This is a genomic window from Mucilaginibacter sp. (assembly GCF_028287845.1).
Lineage (GTDB): Bacteria > Bacteroidota > Bacteroidia > Sphingobacteriales > Sphingobacteriaceae > Mucilaginibacter.
Map to the genome: position 1 here is coordinate 22203 of NZ_JAQBOW010000109.1, position 19681 is coordinate 41883.

Annotated in this window: 16 protein-coding genes and 1 pseudogene; 8 read left to right on the forward strand and 9 right to left on the reverse strand. The window is 42.2% G+C overall.

Features of this window, described 5'->3' with window-relative positions; translation table 11 throughout:
• The first annotated feature begins 8 nt into the window (after window positions 1-8).
• A complete protein-coding gene (locus JWP71_RS11385; protein ID WP_299499893.1) occupies window positions 9-800 on the forward strand; it encodes a DUF4249 domain-containing protein in 792 nt (263 codons plus the stop codon).
• A gap of 11 nt (window positions 801-811) precedes the next feature.
• Here JWP71_RS11385 and JWP71_RS11390 read toward each other — a convergent pair whose 3' ends face one another.
• The 5 genes from JWP71_RS11390 to JWP71_RS11410 form a co-directional block, all read right to left on the reverse strand.
• Window positions 812-1645, reverse strand: coding sequence for a phosphatidylinositol-specific phospholipase C/glycerophosphodiester phosphodiesterase family protein (locus tag JWP71_RS11390; RefSeq protein ID WP_299499895.1), 834 nt, complete (start codon window positions 1643-1645; stop codon window positions 812-814).
• A 412-nt stretch (window positions 1646-2057) separates the two neighbouring features.
• Window positions 2058-3071 carry a recombinase RecA gene (recA, locus tag JWP71_RS11395; RefSeq protein ID WP_299499897.1) on the reverse strand — a complete coding sequence of 338 codons (1014 nt, stop codon included), beginning with the start codon at window positions 3069-3071 and terminating at the stop codon, window positions 2058-2060.
• Window positions 3072-3227: 156 nt separating this feature from the next.
• The gene (gene nth, locus JWP71_RS11400; protein WP_299499899.1) at window positions 3228-3989 is read right to left on the reverse strand and encodes an endonuclease III; all 762 of its coding nucleotides are present in this window, start codon (window positions 3987-3989) and stop codon (window positions 3228-3230) included.
• 95 nt (window positions 3990-4084) lie between these two features.
• Window positions 4085-4276 (reverse strand): hypothetical protein, encoded by a 192-nt coding sequence (locus JWP71_RS11405; protein ID WP_299499901.1) that lies wholly within the window; start codon window positions 4274-4276, stop codon window positions 4085-4087.
• Window positions 4277-4671: 395 nt separating this feature from the next.
• Window positions 4672-5256 carry a sigma-70 family RNA polymerase sigma factor gene (locus JWP71_RS11410; protein ID WP_299499904.1) on the reverse strand — a complete coding sequence of 195 codons (585 nt, stop codon included), beginning with the start codon at window positions 5254-5256 and terminating at the stop codon, window positions 4672-4674.
• A gap of 299 nt (window positions 5257-5555) precedes the next feature.
• Between JWP71_RS11410 and uvrA the strand changes: the two genes are divergently transcribed.
• A complete protein-coding gene (gene uvrA, locus JWP71_RS11415; RefSeq protein WP_299499907.1) occupies window positions 5556-8417 on the forward strand; it encodes an excinuclease ABC subunit UvrA in 2862 nt (953 codons plus the stop codon).
• Window positions 8418-8495: 78 nt separating this feature from the next.
• Here uvrA and JWP71_RS11420 read toward each other — a convergent pair whose 3' ends face one another.
• Window positions 8496-9020, reverse strand: coding sequence for an alpha/beta fold hydrolase (locus tag JWP71_RS11420; RefSeq protein WP_299499909.1), 525 nt, complete (start codon window positions 9018-9020; stop codon window positions 8496-8498).
• Between the two features lie 26 nt (window positions 9021-9046).
• Window positions 9047-10177: a hypothetical protein gene (locus tag JWP71_RS11425; protein WP_299499910.1), complete on the reverse strand. Its 1131-nt coding sequence runs from the start codon at window positions 10175-10177 to the stop codon at window positions 9047-9049.
• Between the two features lie 122 nt (window positions 10178-10299).
• Between JWP71_RS11425 and JWP71_RS11430 the strand changes: the two genes are divergently transcribed.
• Entirely contained in the window at window positions 10300-11925 is a 1626-nt protein-coding gene (locus JWP71_RS11430; protein WP_299499913.1) for an ABC transporter substrate-binding protein, read from the forward strand.
• Window positions 11926-12477: 552 nt separating this feature from the next.
• Here JWP71_RS11430 and JWP71_RS11435 read toward each other — a convergent pair.
• Window positions 12478-14742 (reverse strand): aconitate hydratase, encoded by a 2265-nt coding sequence (locus tag JWP71_RS11435; RefSeq protein WP_299499916.1) that lies wholly within the window; start codon window positions 14740-14742, stop codon window positions 12478-12480.
• A gap of 343 nt (window positions 14743-15085) precedes the next feature.
• Between JWP71_RS11435 and JWP71_RS11440 the strand changes: the two are divergent.
• Window positions 15086-15594 (forward strand): annotated as a pseudogene (locus tag JWP71_RS11440) (contractile injection system tape measure protein).
• 313 nt (window positions 15595-15907) lie between these two features.
• Here JWP71_RS11440 and JWP71_RS11445 read toward each other — a convergent pair.
• Window positions 15908-16432 carry a peptidoglycan recognition family protein gene (locus JWP71_RS11445; protein WP_299499922.1) on the reverse strand — a complete coding sequence of 175 codons (525 nt, stop codon included), beginning with the start codon at window positions 16430-16432 and terminating at the stop codon, window positions 15908-15910.
• Between the two features lie 287 nt (window positions 16433-16719).
• Between JWP71_RS11445 and JWP71_RS11450 the strand changes: the two genes are divergently transcribed.
• From JWP71_RS11450 to JWP71_RS11465, 4 genes are all read left to right on the forward strand, one after another.
• Window positions 16720-17298 carry a hypothetical protein gene (locus JWP71_RS11450; protein WP_299499924.1) on the forward strand — a complete coding sequence of 193 codons (579 nt, stop codon included), beginning with the start codon at window positions 16720-16722 and terminating at the stop codon, window positions 17296-17298.
• 69 nt (window positions 17299-17367) lie between these two features.
• Window positions 17368-18009, forward strand: coding sequence for a hypothetical protein (locus JWP71_RS11455; RefSeq protein WP_299499926.1), 642 nt, complete (start codon window positions 17368-17370; stop codon window positions 18007-18009).
• The gene (locus JWP71_RS11460) at window positions 17982-18767 is read left to right on the forward strand and encodes an ATP-binding protein (RefSeq protein ID WP_299499928.1); all 786 of its coding nucleotides are present in this window, start codon (window positions 17982-17984) and stop codon (window positions 18765-18767) included. Before JWP71_RS11455 ends, JWP71_RS11460 begins: the two co-directional genes overlap by 28 nt.
• Window positions 18768-18770: 3 nt before the next feature.
• Complete coding sequence (locus tag JWP71_RS11465; RefSeq protein ID WP_299499930.1) at window positions 18771-19412, forward strand: response regulator transcription factor; 642 nt, start codon at window positions 18771-18773, stop codon at window positions 19410-19412.
• The last annotated feature ends 269 nt before the right edge of the window (window positions 19413-19681 follow it).

Below are 19681 nucleotides of genomic sequence, written 5' to 3' on the forward strand. Positions count from 1 at the left end.
TTAACGCAATGAAAACAAGTTATAAATTAGCTGCTTTTATTATTCTTTGTATAAGCCTTGCTTCTTGCAAAAAAGTGATCGATTTAAAATTAAGAGATACTTCCCCACAGTTGGTGATAGAAGGAAACTTAACAGACATAGTGGGTGCGCAAAGTATAACTATATCAAAAACTGTTGCTTTTGATAGCACGAATACTTATCCGCCGGTATCAGGGGCCATTGTTAAAATAATTGATTATAATGGCCGCGTTTATAATTTAACAGAGCGCGCCGCAGGTACTTATACCGTAAATTCTCTTGTTGGAAGATATACACTGCCTTACACTTTACAAGTACAGGTTAATGGGCAAACTTACACGGCAAAATCAACCATGCCCGGCAGAGTTAATCTGGATTCGCTTTCTGTTACAACGCAAAGCTTCGGCAAATCAATTACAAATACAATAGGTATGTCTTTCCAGGATCCGCCGAACATAAAAAATCAATACCGCTTTATCTTATATGTAAACGGGATACAGGTAAATTCTGTATTTGTGCGGAACGATCAGTTTAGTGACGGACGTTTTGTACAGGCTCTGTTATACCAGGATGATATTAAGATTAATAGTGGCGATAAAGTTAATGTTGAGATGCAATGTATTGACCCCGAAATGTATACTTACTGGTATACTTTTAGCCAGCAAAGCAATGGTTTTAGCAATTCGGCTACGCCAACTAATCCTCCTAATAATTTTGATAAGCCAGTACTAGGCTATTTTAGCGCGCATACAATACAGCGCAGATCAATTACAATACCGTAAAGTTGGGCTAATTAATAAGTGGCCGGGGGCCCATTAGTTGATTGTGACACCAGGAAATTTTTAAGGGCAACAAGTTTATCAGTATTGATCAGATCAACACCGCAACTTAATATTTCTCTCCAAACGGCCTTATTATCGGGCGAAGCCCAAAGTCTTACCTGCTCCCCGTTTTTATGAGCCTGTAATACATAAGCGCATAACCTATCCTTTTCACGTTCGGAGATATTACCCGATCCTTTCCACTTTAATAGTTTTGAATATTTGCAGCTTGCCATAGCGAATATGCTGCTGGCTCTAGCGGTGTCTTTCGCAGTTTTACGCAAATCTTCATCAATAAAAGCAAAACGGGATTGCTCATTTTTCATAACATCATACGGCTTATGCCCCGATAATACAATAGTAATTGCACGTAAAGAAACCTTACCATTATCATAACTTGACAACACCGACTTGTAATTTTCAAGTTCCTGTTTTAGCAAAGCATAGGTTTTATTAGCGTCTGATTTAATATCTATCATAAGCGTAATTGGCTGATCATACCCTGCATATACCTGCCCGTTATTTTTACTTATCTGCTGGAACAATGGTTTTAAGTATAAATTTTCTAACGTTCTTTTCCCTTTAAAATAGGGGTTAATGTGGGCAACAACCAGTTTATTGGAGTGTAAAAAAACATCGGCTTCAATATGGGTATAGCCATTATTTTCGGCATCTATCAGGGGATGTTTGTGGCGATAATCGTTATGCGCAAAAGCATTGGCCAACGTAATGCCTTGTGATTTTCCAATAAATGGACTACCAAATAGTAATAAAACAAAAAGCGTCTTTAAAAAAATCAGGCGCATATTTTCCAATTTTTAAATTGTATTAGGGTGCTATTATTGTAAATATATTACTATGAAATGACAATATAAAAACATTTTTAAAATATATATCTGACCTTTTCAGTCAAAAACTACAAAATCAGCAAAACAAATAACCCTGTTTTTAGGAATTCCACTTTAAAATTTTGCTGTTTGCATTTTAACGTATTATTGCTAAATTTTGTTGATGCAATATTACTTATCAGGTATGTCTATTTAATAAAGTCAAGGTTAAGAGTTAGTTAAATTGTAAGATTTATATTAACAATACCTTAAAGGATAGCATTCCGGGTGAAAAACCCCGCCGCAGAATTCACTATGGAAACAAAAAAATCCCTCCAATAGAGGGACTCAAATCAACTCATCGAAATCGAAATCCCGAAATCAATACAGGCTATTCTACTTCTTCTATCAGTTTATCACCGGTAACTTCTTGTTTAATTTTCGCTTCCAGTTCGTCCATAAGTTCGGGGTTATCCAATATCAGTTGTTTAACCGCGTCACGGCCCTGGCCCAAACGGGTATCGCCATAGCTAAACCACGAACCGGCCTTTTTAATAATGTTATGCTCAACACCCAGGTCAATGATCTCGCCGGCTTTTGATATGCCTTCGCCAAACATGATGTCAAACTCGGCAATACGGAACGGAGGCGCTACTTTATTTTTTACTATTTTAACCTTAACCCGATTACCTGATACTTCGTCAGAATCTTTAATTTGTGATATACGGCGCACATCTAAACGTACCGATGCATAGAATTTCAGGGCGTTACCACCGGTAGTGGTTTCGGGGTTACCAAACATAACGCCTATTTTATCGCGCAGCTGATTTATAAATATGCAGCAACAACCTGTTTTGCTAATGGTACCTGTAAGCTTACGCAATGCCTGTGACATTAAACGCGCATGCAAACCCATCTTCGAGTCGCCCATTTCGCCTTCGATCTCTGCCTTTGGTACTAACGCGGCAACCGAGTCAATAACTAAAATATCTATAGCGCCCGAGCGGATCAGGTTATCGGCAATTTCCAAAGCCTGCTCGCCATTATCGGGTTGTGATATTAATAGGTTCTCTACATCAACGCCTAATTTTTTTGCGTAAAAGCGATCGAACGCGTGTTCCGCATCAATAAAGGCTGCAATGCCACCCTTCTTTTGCGATTCGGCAATGGCGTGGATAGCCAGCGTGGTTTTACCTGATGATTCGGGCCCATATATTTCAATAACACGGCCCTTAGGTAAACCACCAACACCTAAAGCGATGTCAAGCCCTAATGAGCCGGTTGATATAACCTCTGTTGGTTCAATAACAGAATCGCCCAGCTTCATGATAGTGCCTTTTCCGTATGATTTTTCAAGCTTATCTAATGTAAGCTGTAGTGCCTTTAATTTATCTGCGTTACTCATCTTAAAAATATCTTGAACAAATATAGATAATTATTTTACAATTACTAATATTATTAGTAATAATTGTTAATTGCGTTTAGTGGTTGATTAAGTTAAATAGTTTTATTGACTATACCTAGCATGTAACTGCTAACTTAATCAACTTATTTAACTCAATCAACTATTCTTATCCACACTGCGTTTAGCCAATTGCTTACTAATAGCATCCAATGATTTCTTTCTTTTTGCATCCTTAGCTTTTTTAAGTTTTAGCGCTTCGGCTTTTATTAGTGCGGTTTCGGTATGGGCGCGTTCATAATAGCGGCAAAACCAGGTAAGGGGACATATCTCGCATTTTGGGCTGCGCGCTACGCATATATACCGGCCATGTAAAATTAGCCAATGGTGCGCTATGGCCAACGTTTCTGTAGGCAGGTATTTTACCAACTGCTTTTCAACAGCCAATGGGGTACGGGCGTTGGTAGTTAACCCTATTCTATCAGCCACCCTAAAAACATGCGTATCGACAGCAATAGCCGGAGCATCATACACTACTGATGCAATAACATTAGCAGTTTTGCGGCCCACGCCGGGCATTTTTTGCAGTTCGTTAATGTCAGACGGCACAACGCCATTAAAAACTTCTACCAGCATTTTAGCCATGCCCACCAAATGCTTGGCTTTATTATTAGGGTAGCTTACACTGCGGATATAAGTAAATACCTCGTCGACGTTTGACGCGGCTAAACTTTCGGGCGTAGGGAACCGCTCAAAAAGCGCGGGCGTAACCTGGTTAATGCGTTTATCTGTACACTGTGCCGATAGTATTACGGCAATAAGCAGCTCGAACGGATTGGTATAATGCAACTCGGTTTCTGCCCCGGGTTGGTTCTTAGAGAAATATTCAACAAAATGGCGGTAGCGTTCGGCTCTGAGCATGTGGGTAAGTCTGAAGTCTGCTGTCAAAAGTAAAAAAAAGTCCTGAGTGAGAAATGAACTTCTTCACCAGGACTTAAGACTTTCAACTACCAAGCTTACCGCAAACTTTTAGAATAATCAAGTATGTAATGAATGGTTTGCAATTTTGGCTGTTTTTGCAACAGGTCCAAATCTGCACGGAGCGAATTATAGAACATTTGTTCGTCCCCTTCCAGATTTTCTATTGTATCTGTTTTCATCACTCCATTTAGGTTAGTGAGCTGTTTAAAAGTAAAGGTTTCTGCCATAAGCTATTTTTATTGAATCAGTTATACATTGTATAACGTACACCTATTTCATTTTATTTTCCTTAAATGAAAATTTAATGAAATTTTTCTTTTGGGTTGATAAAACTGCGGTGAAAAGCAAAGCAAATGGGGATAAATACCGGTATGGTTAACGTTTAAGCTGGTGGTTTAGTGTAAGAATTGGTTTTTAGCGATTGATTTTTTTTAATCCAACTGTTAATCATGAACAATAGGCAAATCATAGCAATCGTGGATCAAAACAATTGGGCGTTCTCAAACGCGGGTATCACTCACCACTACATGTTATTACAACGACTCATAAACACATCAAGAATTTGCTGCCCCGTAATCTCCGGGGGCAAGCAGCATCTTATAATAATCACAATTATTAATGTTTAATTCTTCAAACTCAACTCCTTGGTTTGCATCATTTTGCGCAGATTGTTTAACGCGTAACGCATGCGGCCCAAGGCCGTGTTGATACTGACATCGGTAATGTCGGCAATTTCTTTAAAGCTCATATCGCCAAAGTGACGCATAATTAATACTTCTTTTTGCTCAGAAGGGAGCAATTGTATCAATATCTTTAAATCCTTGTGAGTTTGGTCGCGAACCATTCGGTCCTCTGTGCTTTCATCGTAGTTGCCAAGCACCTCAAAAATATCAAAATCGTCCCCATTGCTTACCATTGGCGCGCGCTTTTCACGACGAAAATGGTCAATAACCAGGTTATGTGCAATACGGGTTACCCAGGGTAAAAATTTACCTTCTTCGTTATATTTACCGGCCTTTAGCGTATTAATTACTTTAATAAAAGCATCCTGAAAAATATCTTCGGCAAGATATTCATCTTTAACAAGCAGGTAAATTGAAGTATAAATTTTTGATTGATAACGGCGGATCAACTCTACTAAACCCTTTTCATCTCCGGTTACGTACAGATGGATTAAATCCTGATCACTTTGCAATTGAAAATCCATATTAAGCTCTTACTTTTTAAACTTAGTTAATTAAATTGTTAAGTATAGCTTCTAATCGATAGGGGGTCTCCTTTGGGGTTAAATTATTATTACCCCAAATAAAACAAATTATACGCTAAAAAACAAATAATTTTTTTTTGTCATAATATTTATTGCTTTGTCCTGTTATTTGGATACTGCTAAATATTTTAGGATTTTTGCATTTTGTAAAAAAGTGCATAGCAATAGCTTACATAGTATAGACTCGTTTAATCATAAATGGTTTAATCACAATAAGCATTTATAATATAAAATAATACATGGTTAAAGAAGCGGATAAAGATCCCAAAAAACATATTATAATAAAGGGTAGCCGGGTGCATAATCTTAAAAACCTGGATGTAGCAATACCAAAAAACAAACTGGTTGTAGTTACGGGCATGTCTGGCTCAGGCAAATCATCCCTGGCTTTTGATACACTTTATGCCGAAGGTCAGCGCCGTTATGTAGAGAGTCTTTCATCATACGCCCGCCAGTTTTTGGGCCGCATGAACAAGCCCGATGTTGACTATATTAAAGGTATTGCCCCTGCTATAGCGATCGAACAAAAAGTAATTACCTCAAACCCGCGCTCTACAGTTGGTACCTCAACAGAGATATATGATTACCTTAAGTTGCTTTTTTCACGTATTGGTAAAACGACTTCGCCGGTATCGGGCGGCATTGTAAAAAAAGATTCGGTTACTGATGTGATTAATTTTATTATGGCTTTGCCTGATGAAACACAGGCTACCATACTTTGCCCGCTTTACCCGCATAATAACCGTAGCTTAAAAGAAGAGCTGGCCGTATTAATGCAAAAAGGGTTTGTGAGGGTTGAATATCAAAGCAAAATATCACGCATCGAATCGCTTTTAGAAGAAGAGGGATTAGATAACACCGTATGGGATAATGTAGAAGAAAGCACCACCCCTGACCGTGACCGCTATAAGGACCACGCTGTACATATTGTAATAGACCGTATTACTAAAAATGATTCGGAAGAGACCATGAGCCGCCTGGCCGACTCGGTGCAAACCGCGTTTTTTGAAGGCAAGGGCGATTGCTATGTAAGGTATCAGGAACCTGACACAGCTGAAGAAAAGGAGCGTTTTTTTTGCGATAGGTTTGAGCTGGATGGAATTAAGTTTGAAGAGCCTACATCAAATTTCTTCAGCTTTAATAATCCGTATGGTGCCTGTAAACGTTGCGAAGGCTACGGCAAAGTAATTGGCATTGACGAAGACTTAGTTATTCCTGATAAAAGCAAAACCGTTTACGAAGGTGCTATTGCCCCGTGGCGCGGCGAGAAAATGCGTGAGTGGAACGATGAACTGGTAAAACATTCTTTAAAGTTTGATTTTCCTATCCATCGCCAGTACAACCAACTGACCGAAAAAGAGCAACGCTTATTATGGACCGGCAATAAACACTTCCGCGGCTTGGATGAATTTTTCAAGGAGATGGAGGCGCAAACCTATAAAATTCAATACAGGGTTATGCTATCCCGCTACCGCGGCAAAACCACCTGCCCCGAGTGTAAAGGCAGCCGCCTGCGCCATGATGCTACCTATGTTAAGATAAACAACCAGTCTATCACCGATGTGGTTTTGATGGCGCTGGATAAAGCGCTGGTATTTTTTGCAGGCCTGCAATTAAACGAAACCGATGTTAAAATTGGCAAGCGGTTATTAACCGAAATAACCAACCGTTTAAGCTTTTTAAATGATGTTGGATTAAGCTATTTAACGCTGAATCGTTTATCTAACACCTTATCAGGTGGCGAGTCGCAGCGTATTAATTTGGCAACCTCGTTGGGTAGTAGTTTGGTTGGATCGGTATATGTATTGGATGAGCCGAGCATTGGCCTGCATCCACGTGATACGCAACGGTTAATAACTGTTCTAAAATCATTACGCGATGTTGGCAATACCGTTTTGGTGGTTGAGCACGAAGAAGAGATCATGAAAGCCGCCGATCATATTATTGACATCGGCCCCGCTGCCGGCACCCATGGCGGCGAGCTGGTATTTAGCGGCACTTATGATGAAATTATAAAAGATAACAACAGCTTAACCGGCCGTTATTTAAGCGGCAGGGAAGAAATAGCTATCCCAACAAGTCGCCGTAAATGGAACGATTTTATAGAGATAAAAGGCGCACGCGAAAATAACCTGCAGCATGTAACAGCTAAGTTCCCGCTAGGTGTGTTTACCGCCGTTACCGGTGTATCCGGCTCAGGTAAAACCAGCCTGGTAAAGCGTATACTTGCTCCTGCACTGCAAAAAACGTTGGGCAATTACAATGGCGAGCAAACCGGCAGCTATGATGCTATTGAAGGTGATTATGCTAAAATTGAACAGGTAGAAATGGTGGATCAAAATCCAATTGGCCGTTCATCACGCTCCAACCCGGTTACGTATGTTAAGGCCTGGGACGAGATACGCAACCTGTTTGCGGCGCGCCCGGTTGCTAAAGCTGCAGGGTTAAAACCATCGGCATTTTCTTTTAATGTTGAGGGTGGCCGTTGCGATGTTTGCCAGGGCGAGGGCGAAGTAAAAATAGAAATGCAGTTTATGGCTGACATTTTCTTAACCTGCGAAACCTGCGGTGGCAAACGCTTTAAGCAACATATACTGGATATTACTTACAATGAAAAAAATGTAAGCGATGTACTAAGCATGACCATTGAAGAAGCATTGGAGTTTTTTGTTTCTGAGCCTAAGATCATCGCTAAAATAAAACCTTTATTTGAAGTGGGTTTAGGTTATGTGCAGTTGGGCCAATCATCCAATACACTATCAGGCGGCGAAGCGCAGCGTATCAAGCTGGCATCCTTCCTGGTTAAAGGGAATAATCCGCATAAAACGCTGTTCATTTTTGATGAGCCTACAACAGGCTTACACTTTGCCGATATTAAGAAACTGCTAAAATCATTCGATGCCCTGTTAGAGCATGGCAACACCATTATTGTAATTGAACACAATATGGATGTGATAAAATGCGCCGATTGGGTTATTGATATAGGCCCCGAAGGCGGCGACCGTGGCGGCAAAGTAGTATTTGAAGGATTGCCTGAGGATCTGATAAAAGAAAAAGATAGCTATACGGGTAAGTTTTTGAAAGAAAGATTTTTGAGCTAACATTATAGCGTTAAGCCTATTAAGCACCCGTTTATAACGAGTACTTAACAGGGCTCTGCCATTGTATCGCAAAGTATATTATCCATCCAACTTCTTCAAAAACTCCAACCCTGCATCCCATTCGCCAAAGCCTGATGCCACATTAATATGCCCGGCATCACCAATATTAATTATCTCGCTCCCCCAGCTATCCGCAAATAGTCTGGCGCGATTAAGTGTTACATAATAATCATCAGTACTTACTACCGCAATTGATGGAAATGGCAGCACAGGTTTAAACCCGCTTGTTCCGGTTGGATAAGTATCTGCTTCGGTATCGCTTGGGCCAACTAACAACGCACCCTTAATTTTGGTGTTAAACTTTTGTGCCCAATAAGCTATAGTGGCGCAAGCCAGGCTGTGGCCAACCAATATTACTTGCGACGGGTCTTGCTTATTAATTTCATTATTAATCGCTTCTACCCAATCGGCACAAACCGGGGTATCCCAATCCTGCTGTTCAACCCGGGTAAAATTAAACCGGCGCTCCCATAAAGATTGCCAATGCTGCGGACCTGAGCTACCCAGTCCGGGTATAATAAGGATGGTTGATTTAAAAATCATGGTTTTTAATAATATTTATGAAACTGTTACTTATCCTCAATTTGCAAAAACCGGTAGCTGAAACTATAAAGCCCTTGCCCAAAATTAAATGTGATATTGAATTTTTGCGTTACCGGTTTGCCATCCACGGTAGCCGGGTTTAATGCCGGCAACCGCCTAAGGCTTGCTATCAATCCCTGTGCTATCGATTGGTTAAAAGCATCATTAGCAGTCATATTAACAATAAATCCCCTGTCGTTAACTTCACCTGTAATATTAAATTGATTTTCGTACGATTTTATATTAACCGTTTTAAGGTATGGCTCAACAGCGCGCTTAATTGCTTCAGAGAAATAACCAAATCCTTGGGCGTATTGCGCATTTACAATATGTTTGCGTTTAACACCGTTACATGGCACCATTGACACATGCAACAGCTCGGCTTTAACAAATGGCAGCACATCGCCCGGAACTAATGCCATCCTCGACACATCGTTATAATCGCCCAATGGACCTGTCCCTTTTTGAAACGCACCATTTTTGTATTTTTCGGTAGCAATATCGGTATTGGTGGCATCGTCTGTTTTCATGGCACTCCATGCGCCATCGGGTTTGCCGTTAAGCAACTTCCCCTTCCAGTATATCGACCCGGTGTTAACCCGGTAAGTGCCTTTTCCATTATCAATAGTTTTAACACCTTTTGCATCCCAGGCATCTGTTATCTTTATATCTTTTCCGTTGGCTTCAAAAGTTAATTTGGGTTTACCGTCATCATAATACATTTCCCACTTGCCCTCATACTCATTATTTTTAAAGCTGCCCTTAGCTTGTAATTGTCCGTTTAAATAATGGGTGATGAAATAGCCATCCTTCAACCCATCTGCGGTATAGTTGCCCTCTGTAAGTATTAAATTAGGATTAAGGCTGCTTACATCTTTAATTTTGCCCAAATATTTGCGCTTTCGCATATCCAGTTTCGCGTAGCGGATAACCTGCTTACAGCTATCTTCTATCAAATCAAACTCGTCGTTAAGGGCCATATTAACGCTGTCTTTCCCTACAAAATTAAAGCTGATACGGCGTGTTGTGTGCAGAAGATTGGCTGCATTAAGCGTTTGCGCAATAGCAAAAGGGCAATATAATATGCCCACGGCCATTAGGATAAGAATGTTTTTCATGGTTTAGGTGTTATAACTACCAAGTTAGTAATTATTTACATTATTAGAGATTTACTAACATCATATTGTCAAATCAACAATTCGATAAATCAATAACTCAATAATTACATATATTAGCTTTAATGAATAAACTGATAGGCTACCTGTGTTTACTTTTTCTGATATCTGCTTGTAGTCCGTCCGAAAATAATACCCGGCAAACTGTTTTCAATATCAACCTTGACGAGGGCCTAACCTCGCTTGATCCGGCTTTTTGCCGCAACCATAACACCATCTGGATGGATAACCAGGTATACAATGGTTTGGTGCAGATAAATGACAATTTGAAAACCATCCCCTGCATTGCCAAAACCTGGGATATATCTGCCGATGGGAAAGTATATACCTTCCACCTGCGTAATGATGTTTATTTTCAGGATGAAACGCATTTTAAAAATGGCATTGGCCGCAAGGTTGCAGCTGCCGATTTTGCTTATAGCTTTAGCCGTCTTATCGACCCAAAAGTAGCCTCATCGGGCTCATGGATATTTAGCGATAAGGTAGTTGGCAGGCAAGCTTTCGAGCCATTAAATGACAGCACCTTCCGCATCACCTTAAAGCAGCCCTTCGCGCCTTTTATCAGCATGCTTACGGCGCAGTATTGCTCTGTAGTACCTAAGGAGGTGGTTGAGTTTTATGGCAAAGATTTTCGCAGCCACCCGGTGGGTACAGGGCCATTTAAATTTAAGTATTGGAAAGAAGGCGAAGTTATGGTGCTGCTGAAAAACGAAAAATACTGGGAGAAGGATAACAAGGGCCAACAATTGCCCTACCTTGATGCTATCCGTGCTACGTTTATTGATGATAAGCAAACCTCGTTCATGGAGTTTATTAAAAAGAAACTTGATTTTTTTAATGATATAGATGGCAGCTACCGCGATGATATTTTAACCAAATCGGGTCGGATAACCCGCAAGTATAAGGGCCAGTTTATTTTACAAACCGGACCCTACCTCAATACCATGTACCTGGGCATGTTGGTAGATACTACGCTGCCGATAGTTAAACATTCGCCGTTGCGGATATTGAAGATAAGGCAAGCCATTAATTATGCTATTGATAAGCAAAAATTGATAAAATACCTGCGCAATAGTTTAGGTACGCCGGGTTACCAGGGCTTTATACCGGCGGGTATGCCGGGGTTTAGTGCGGCGGATGTAAAGGGCTACAACTATAACCCTGCCAAATCGCGCCGGTTATTGGCAGAGGCAGGTTACCCCGACGGTAAAAACATGCCGCCCATCACCCTTACTACTACCGTTGCCTATCACAACATGATAGAATATATACAGGGCGAACTGGACCGCGCCGGTATAAAAACTAAAATAGAAGTAACCCAGGGTGCCAGCCTGCGCGAAATGGTAGCCAAAAACGGTATTAACTTTTTCTATGGATCATGGATTGCCGATTACCCGGATGCCGAGAATTACCTGTCGGTTTTCTACTCGAAAAATAAGATACCCTTTGGGCCAAATTATACCGGGTTTAATAACGCGGAGTTTGACCACCTGTTCGAGCAAGCTTACAACATAAAAAACGATGAAGAACGCTTCGCCATCTACCAAAAAATGGATAACGTGATTATGGCGCATGCCCCGGTGGTTATTTTATATTATGATAAGCGGGTAAACCTGTACCAGAATAATATAAGCGGCTATAGCTTGAACGCGCAGAATTTGTTGACGTTGAAACGGGTAAAAAAACTCTAGAGACGCAATATTTTGCGTCTTCTTCATGCAGATTGCGAGCTTCGTACACAATGTGAGCATCCGCCCGCTCAATCGCCGCGGGTAGGCTTTGTTCTTTTCCTTGATGAAAAGAACCAAAAATCAAGTCAGCAGAGATGCTTCTTTGCGCTCAGGGCCTTTGCCCTGCAGGTCTGATAAAATCACAGGCTGCAATATTTTTGCTCCAGATCGCACATGGCCATTGCCTTGGCAAAAAGTTGCTATGCCTTTCCCGCCGCACAGACCCGCATATTTTATCAGACCTCGCCAGAAGCTTTTCTGCTGACGGCTTAAAACTGAAATTCCGCGTTAGGGATAGCAGCGGATACCGGCCCCGCGCCTAACGCCTGTAGCCGTATAAGCGGATAGCCCGGGCCGAAGGCAATGCAATAATTTTCATCAATTTAATTGTTGTCCGTCCGCTAAAGGGGCGACACACTTTGGACGCTGCGGACAAAAAAAAGCCGCCCCGATAATCGAAGCGGCTCTGCAAAAAACCTTTTAGCTTTTACCTTTTACCTTTCGGCCTCAAGACTAAGCCATTTGTCTCCTGATGATATTCAACGCGCCACCTGCCTTGAACCATTCTATCTGCTGTGCATTATAGGTATGGTTAACCGGGAACGAATCAACCGTTCCGTCCTGGTGATGCAATACTACGGTTAACTGTTTGCCCGGGGCAAAGGTGGTTAAACCGATAATATCAATTTTATCGTCTTCCTGTATCTTTTCATAATCGTTGCTATCAGCAAAGGTTATGGCCAGCATACCTTGTTTTTTCAGGTTGGTTTCGTGGATACGGGCGAATGATTTCACCAATATGGCACGTACACCCAAATGACGGGGCTCCATAGCCGCGTGCTCGCGTGATGAACCTTCGCCATAGTTCTCATCGCCAACAACAATAGAACCTATGCCATGCGCCTTATAATCGCGCTGTGTGGCAGGTACCGGGCCGTATTCGCCGGTCAGTTCGTTTTTAACGCTATCGGCAGTATTGTTGAAATAATTTATGGCACCAATCAACATATTGTTACTGATGTTATCCAGGTGACCACGGAACTTTAACCATGGCCCAGCCATAGAGATATGATCTGTAGTACATTTACCTTTAGCTTTTATCAGCAATTTCAAGCCTGTAATATCTGTACCCTCCCACGCCTTAAACGGCTCAAGCAATTGTAAACGCGATGAAGCAAGATCAACCTTAACTACAACCCTGCTGCCATCTTCGGCAGGGGCCTGGTAACCGGCATCTTCAACCGCGTAACCTTTAACAGGCATTTCAATACCTAAAGGCTCGTCTAGCTTAACCTGCTCGCCTTTTTCGTTGGTAAGGTAGTCAGTTAACGGGTTAAATGTTAAATCGCCTGCTATAACTAAAGCGGTTACCACCTCTGGCGATGCTACGAAAGCATGCGTATTTGGGTTACCGTCTTGCCTTTTGGCAAAGTTACGGTTGAAAGACGTAATGATAGAGTTCTTACGGGTAGGGTCATCAGTATGACGAGCCCACTGACCAATACATGGCCCGCAAGCATTAGCCAACACTACGCCACCCATTTTGCCGAAAGTATCTAAATAACCATCGCGCTCCACCGTGTAACGTACCAGCTCAGAGCCGGGAGTTATGGTAAATTCGGCTTTAACTTTTAAGCCTTTATCAATAGCCTGTTTAGCTATAGATGCCGAACGGGTAATATCCTCATATGATGAATTGGTACATGAACCTATCAAACCAACTTCCAGTTTCTCTGGCCAGTTGTTCTCTTTAACCGCGGTAGCGAATTTAGATATCGGCCATGCCAAATCAGGAGTAAACGGACCGTTAATATGCGGCTCCAGTTCGCTCAGGTTAATTTCTATCACCTGATCAAAGTATTGTGCAGGGTTGGCGTAAACTTCGGCATCGCCGGTTAAGTGTTCTTTAACAGCGTCGGCAGCGGCAGCAACTTCTGAACGCTCGGTACCACGCAGGTAAATAGCCATTTTCTCGTCGTAACCGAAGATAGAAGTGGTAGCACCAATTTCGGCACCCATGTTACAGATGGTACCCTTACCTGTAGCGCTAAGCGATTGCGCGCCTTCGCCAAAATATTCAACAATGGCACCGGTACCACCTTTAACGGTTAGTATACCGGCAACTTTTAAAATAACATCTTTAGCCGATGTCCAGCCCGAAAGCTTACCGGTTAATTTAACACCAATTAGCTTAGGGAACTTTAGCTCCCATGGCAGACCGGCCATAACGTCGCAAGCATCGGCACCGCCAACACCAATAGCAACCATACCTAAACCACCCGCGTTTGGCGTGTGGCTATCTGTACCTATCATCATTCCACCCGGGAAAGCGTAATTTTCCAGCACTACCTGGTGAATAATACCCGCCCCGGCTTTCCAGAAACCAATACCATATTTATCAGATACCGAAGCCAGGAAATCATAAACCTCGCGGTTCACATCAATAGCGGTATGTAAATCTTCAACAGCGCCAACTTTGGCTTGTATCAGGTGGTCGCAATGTACCGTACTTGGTACGGCAACCTGCGGCCTGCCCGCCTGCATAAACTGCAGCAGCGCCATTTGCGCCGTAGCATCCTGCATAGCCACACGATCGGGTGCAAAGTCAACATAGTCTACACCACGACCAAAGGCTTGCTTAGCATCGCCCTCGCTCAGGTGAGCATATAATATTTTTTCGGTTAAAGTTAGGTGTTTACCAGTCGCGGTACGGGCAGCAGCCACGCGGGTGCTGTAGCGATCGTAAACCTTTTTGATCATCTCTAAATCAAAAGCCATTTTAGTAATATTTAAGTAAGAAGTAAAACGAATAATCCCCATTTAAAGTAATAACTTCCACTAAAAACAGGCGTGGTGCGAATTTACAAAATATAACGCTTAATGCGAAGCCAGTACAATGTCAAATGTTATTTGGAAATGTTCTATTTAGTGATTGGGTGGAAAGATTAGGTATTGAAGATTAAAGATTGGGTGGAAAGATTAGGTATTGAAGATTAAAGATTAGGCCTGTCGTTTCCCCCCGCAATCTGGCGCAAGTCTTAGCGGGTAGGCTTGTGCAGGGCTCGACTTGTGCCGATGCTACGCTTTTATTATCTTTCGTTTTTCATTAGCACCATGCGCCATGCCTGCCAAACCCAAACAAGTATATTTTATTAATAATGCGGGGCTGGTGCTAATTACCCCTTTTATTGTTACGTACTTTACAAGGCTGAGCCTGGATGTAGCGTTTAAAAGTGACAGCGATAGGCAAAAGGCCATACAAGCGCTACTGTTTGTAGCTACCGGTAATGACACTTACACCCTACCTGACGCTGAAGCAATGGGGTTGATTTTTGGGCTTGAAGTAACAGCAATTAAAATTCTGCCACCTCTGACAACAGAAGAAAAGGTAATTGCAGAGGGCCTGTTACAGGCCATGTTAAAAACCTGGGATAAATTAAATAACACATCTATAAACGGGTTAAGAACATCTTTTTTACAACGCCCCGGCAAACTAACTAAAGATGAGGATAAGGTATCGATAATAGTAGAAAAGGAGCGTATGATGTGCTGTTGCAAACACTACCGTGGGCATACGGAATGATAAAACACCCATGGATGCCAAAGGTTACTTACACTGAGTGGACGTAACAGAGATGCAAAATATTGAACCTCTGGCCGGTGTTAAGAATTAATAGCGAGTGTCCGTCCGCCAGATACCCGACAGGTTTATGACAAGCGGACAGAGGAGAAAAAAATTAAGCGTCATCCTATGTTTGTATAGGATGACGTGTGGTAGGAGGGTGCAAAAAAGCGTAAAGGCCTGTCAGCACACCGGGCCGGGAAGACGACGCGCTACTTAGCCTACGTGAGATTGCCACGCTACCGCCGCAATGACGCTCGGAGAGAAACTTGACAGGCCTAATCTCCAATCTTTAATCTTCAATCACTAATCTTTAATTTCTTAAACAGTAAGTTCATCAATTAACTGCCCGTTAGCCATTGCAATAAGTTTATTAATATCTACACCACTGCCGGGGCATTTCTTTAACGAATATATTTCGTGATGGCCTATAACGTGCTTACGATCTATAGGAATGCCCCAACGCTTGCTGATGACCCGTATTAAGTCGCTGCTGGTTTGATACATTTCGTCGGTCCAGTTGGTATTGAAGTCACCCTCATGCTCAATACCTATGGTGTAAAAATCCGGACTAATGTATAACCCGCTTTCTGTTTGCTTAATAAGGCTCCACGTTGGGGCATTAACCCTACCCGCATGGTAGGCGGTATCTCTTTCATTCACATACTGGTGCACCTGCCCTGCTTTACCCACGCCATAATGTGCCGATGCTTTTGATATAAGGCTCTGGAACCAGCTATCGGTACCATATAAGGTGCCTTGCATAATATGTATTACTATAGCTTCGGGCTTATGGCCCTTGCGGCCCCCATAAAAATTCGGACTTGGTTTATTTACAATATTCATGTGCTTTCTTTTTACCTGGAATTAAACCGGCAAAGCTTTCAACAGCACCCTAAAGCTGCTGATCGCTCTCTTTTTTGCCGGTCGTTATTAACTACTAATTAAACTAACGATACAAATGTGGGCACTAAAAGCAATATGGCTTACCGTAAAGTCCCCCTTTTTTATAGGGTATTTTTACCCTTTTTTTTAGGGTGTAAATACTTTGATAATGTGCGGTTTAATATTGATTTTAGTAATATTGTAATGCACAACTTAAACCACCTTTTTAATTTAAACCTTTCACACACATGAAAAAATTAGTGTTACCTCTTATCACTTTAATAATTGGCCTTGTTGCCGGTTTTTATTATGCCAACTCAAAAAGCACGGCTACAGCCGCGGTTGCCGCGCTAACTGATACAGCAGGATTTAAATCAGAAAACAGCATCAGCTATGATGAAGCAAAAATGCTAGTAGACACCTTTGGTACCCGCGGCCTTGACGATGACAGCAACAAACCCGGCGGCAGGGGCTCAAAAACCCGCAGCATTTTTATGCCTTTATCCAAGCTTGACAGTTTAGTTGCCGCGTTGGATGCGGCCCGAAAAAAAGATGGAAAAACCGACGGGCTGCGTATCTATTTCGGCAGGTACCCTAAATTACAACTGGACAGGATGCCGTATCAGCATCCGTACCGCAATACTATTATATTGGTTTCTACCAAAGATACCAGTGTGCTGCCCAAAGGAGCAAAGGACCCCATACATATACACATAGATTATTTTGGCGCGCCAAACCATAAATTACCTATGCATTTGTTTGCTGTCGATCCGCAAAATCGCGGCGAAATGTGCCCTAATAACTGCGATGGTGCCTTATTGCTATAAATTAAAGACATCCCTATAATTCTCCCCTCTACTTTGGAGGGGGCTTGGGGAGAGGTAAAAAAAGAAAATATGTCGTTTATAATTTTTATCGAGGCTACCTGTTTTATCATCGCTTTTATTTGTTTAATAAAGGATGCAAATTTTGCGTGGCGCAGCATAGTTCTTTTCCTGCTGATAACCTGTGCTACAGAGATATCAGGCAAGCTGTTAAAAAACGCGCATCAGCATAACCAATGGCTATATAATATATTCCTGGTTTTCGAGGCCGGCTTTACCAGCCTCCTATTTAGCAACATATTAAGCAAATACGTTAACAGCAGGCCCATTATTTTAGCGGGGCTTGCTTTATTATTGCTGCTATATGGTTATGATATATACGATCATGGCTTCTTTGTGTTTAATGATGTTACAGCAACCGTTATGTCGGTTGTGTTTGTGATATATAGCTTTTACTATTATTTCCTGCTGATAAAGGATGAGCATTATATAGATCTTAAACGTTCTGCTTCTTTTTGGTGGGTTGCCGGCACACTGTTCTTTTATTTTGGCAGCACGGCAGTTAACGTGTTCTTCACATACCTAAAAAATGTAAAAATTGCAGGGCATAACATTACCTATTTTATATTTACGGCGCTTACTATTATTTTGTATGGCTGCTGGAGCTATTCATTCATTTGCAAAAAATGGCTAACAACAACATCACAGAGCTAATTTTAATAGCTACGCTGATATTTTTATTGGCGCCCGTTTTTATTATCCTGTATGTGCTGGTTTATAACCGGCGCAAAATAATGCATATCGAAGAAAAAGAGCAGATGAAGCTGGCCTTTGATGCCGAAATTGTAAAAACACAGCTCGAGGTGCAGGAGCAAACCATGCAAAACATAGGTGCCGACCTGCACGATAATATTGGCCAGCTGCTTAGCCTGAGCTCGCTCACCCTAAACTCCATACAGCTTGACGACCTTGAAAAAGCGCGGCAAAAGATAGATGCTGCTATTGACCTTACCGGTCGCTCTATTAAAGAAATGCGCCTGTTGGGCAAACTCCTGCAGGGTGACCAACTGCTGGGCGTGGGTCTGTCGGAAGCGATATGCCATGAAATTAACTGGATTGAAAAATCTGGCAAGTACCAGGTAAATTATGTGCACGAGGGCGAAGAGCCGCCAAATAGCAGTTTGGATAAGGACCTCATCATTTTCCGTATATTACAGGAGGTGATGAATAATATTATCAAGCACTCGTTTGCCACGCAGATCAATATAAAATTAGCCTACATAGGGCAACAAATGCAGCTGCACATTCACGATAATGGCGTAGGTTTTAATGGCGATAGCCCGCAGGCCACAAATATGGGCATGGGCTTGCAAAACATGCATAAAAGGGCCCATATAGTTGGCGGCGAATTAATCATCCAGTCACAAAAAAACGAAGGCACTCGTATAAGCGTAATAATTCCCTATCCCTAAACAATGAAAAACCCGAAAATCCGCATCGCAATTGTTGATGATCATACCCTTTTTCGTAACGGCGTTGCCGCGCTTATGCGTGAGTTTGACGATCTGCAGGTACTGTTCGAGGCCGATAACGGTTACCAGTTGCAGCAAATGATAACCCGGCACCCCTTGCCGCAGGTAATATTAATGGATATAAATATGCCGGTATTGGATGGCTATGGCGCAACAACCTGGCTAAAAGCAAACCACCCAACCGTAAAAGTTTTGGCCCTAAGCATGTTCGAGGATGACAAGGCCGTAATACAAATGCTAAAATGCGGCGCATGCGGCTATTTGCTAAAAGAATCGGGCCCGCGTGAGGTGCATGAGGCCATTAAAGTAATTGCAGAGAAAGGGATGTATATGAATGACCTGGTATCAAGCAAAATGGTGCGCTCGCTTACCAATACCGAAAGCGTGCCGGTTTTCTCGAAAAACGAAGCCGCATTTATAGAACTTTGCTGCACCGAACTAACCTACAAAGAAATAGCCGACCAAATGTTTATAAGCCCGCGCACGGTTGATAATTACCGCGAGGCCCTCTTCCAAAAGCTCAACCTCAAATCAAGAATAGGCCTGGTGCTGTACGCCATACAAAATGATATGGTGAAATTGTGAGGTTAGAGCGGATGATCAACCGTCCGCTCGCCCGTTTTGCCTCACTCCCTTTGCGGACGGACACCCCAATACACATTTGTTGGTGATAATACATAACGGCGTGCGCGCAATCACGGCTTGGTGAATACGCGGATTACCGATTTGCCATAAAACAAGAAACCCCATGAACTTTAGTTCACAGGGTTTTCCTGATTTAAATTGGGCACCGACCTACTCTCCCACGTTTTACCGCAGTACCATCGGCTCTGGCGGGCTTGACTTCTCTGTTC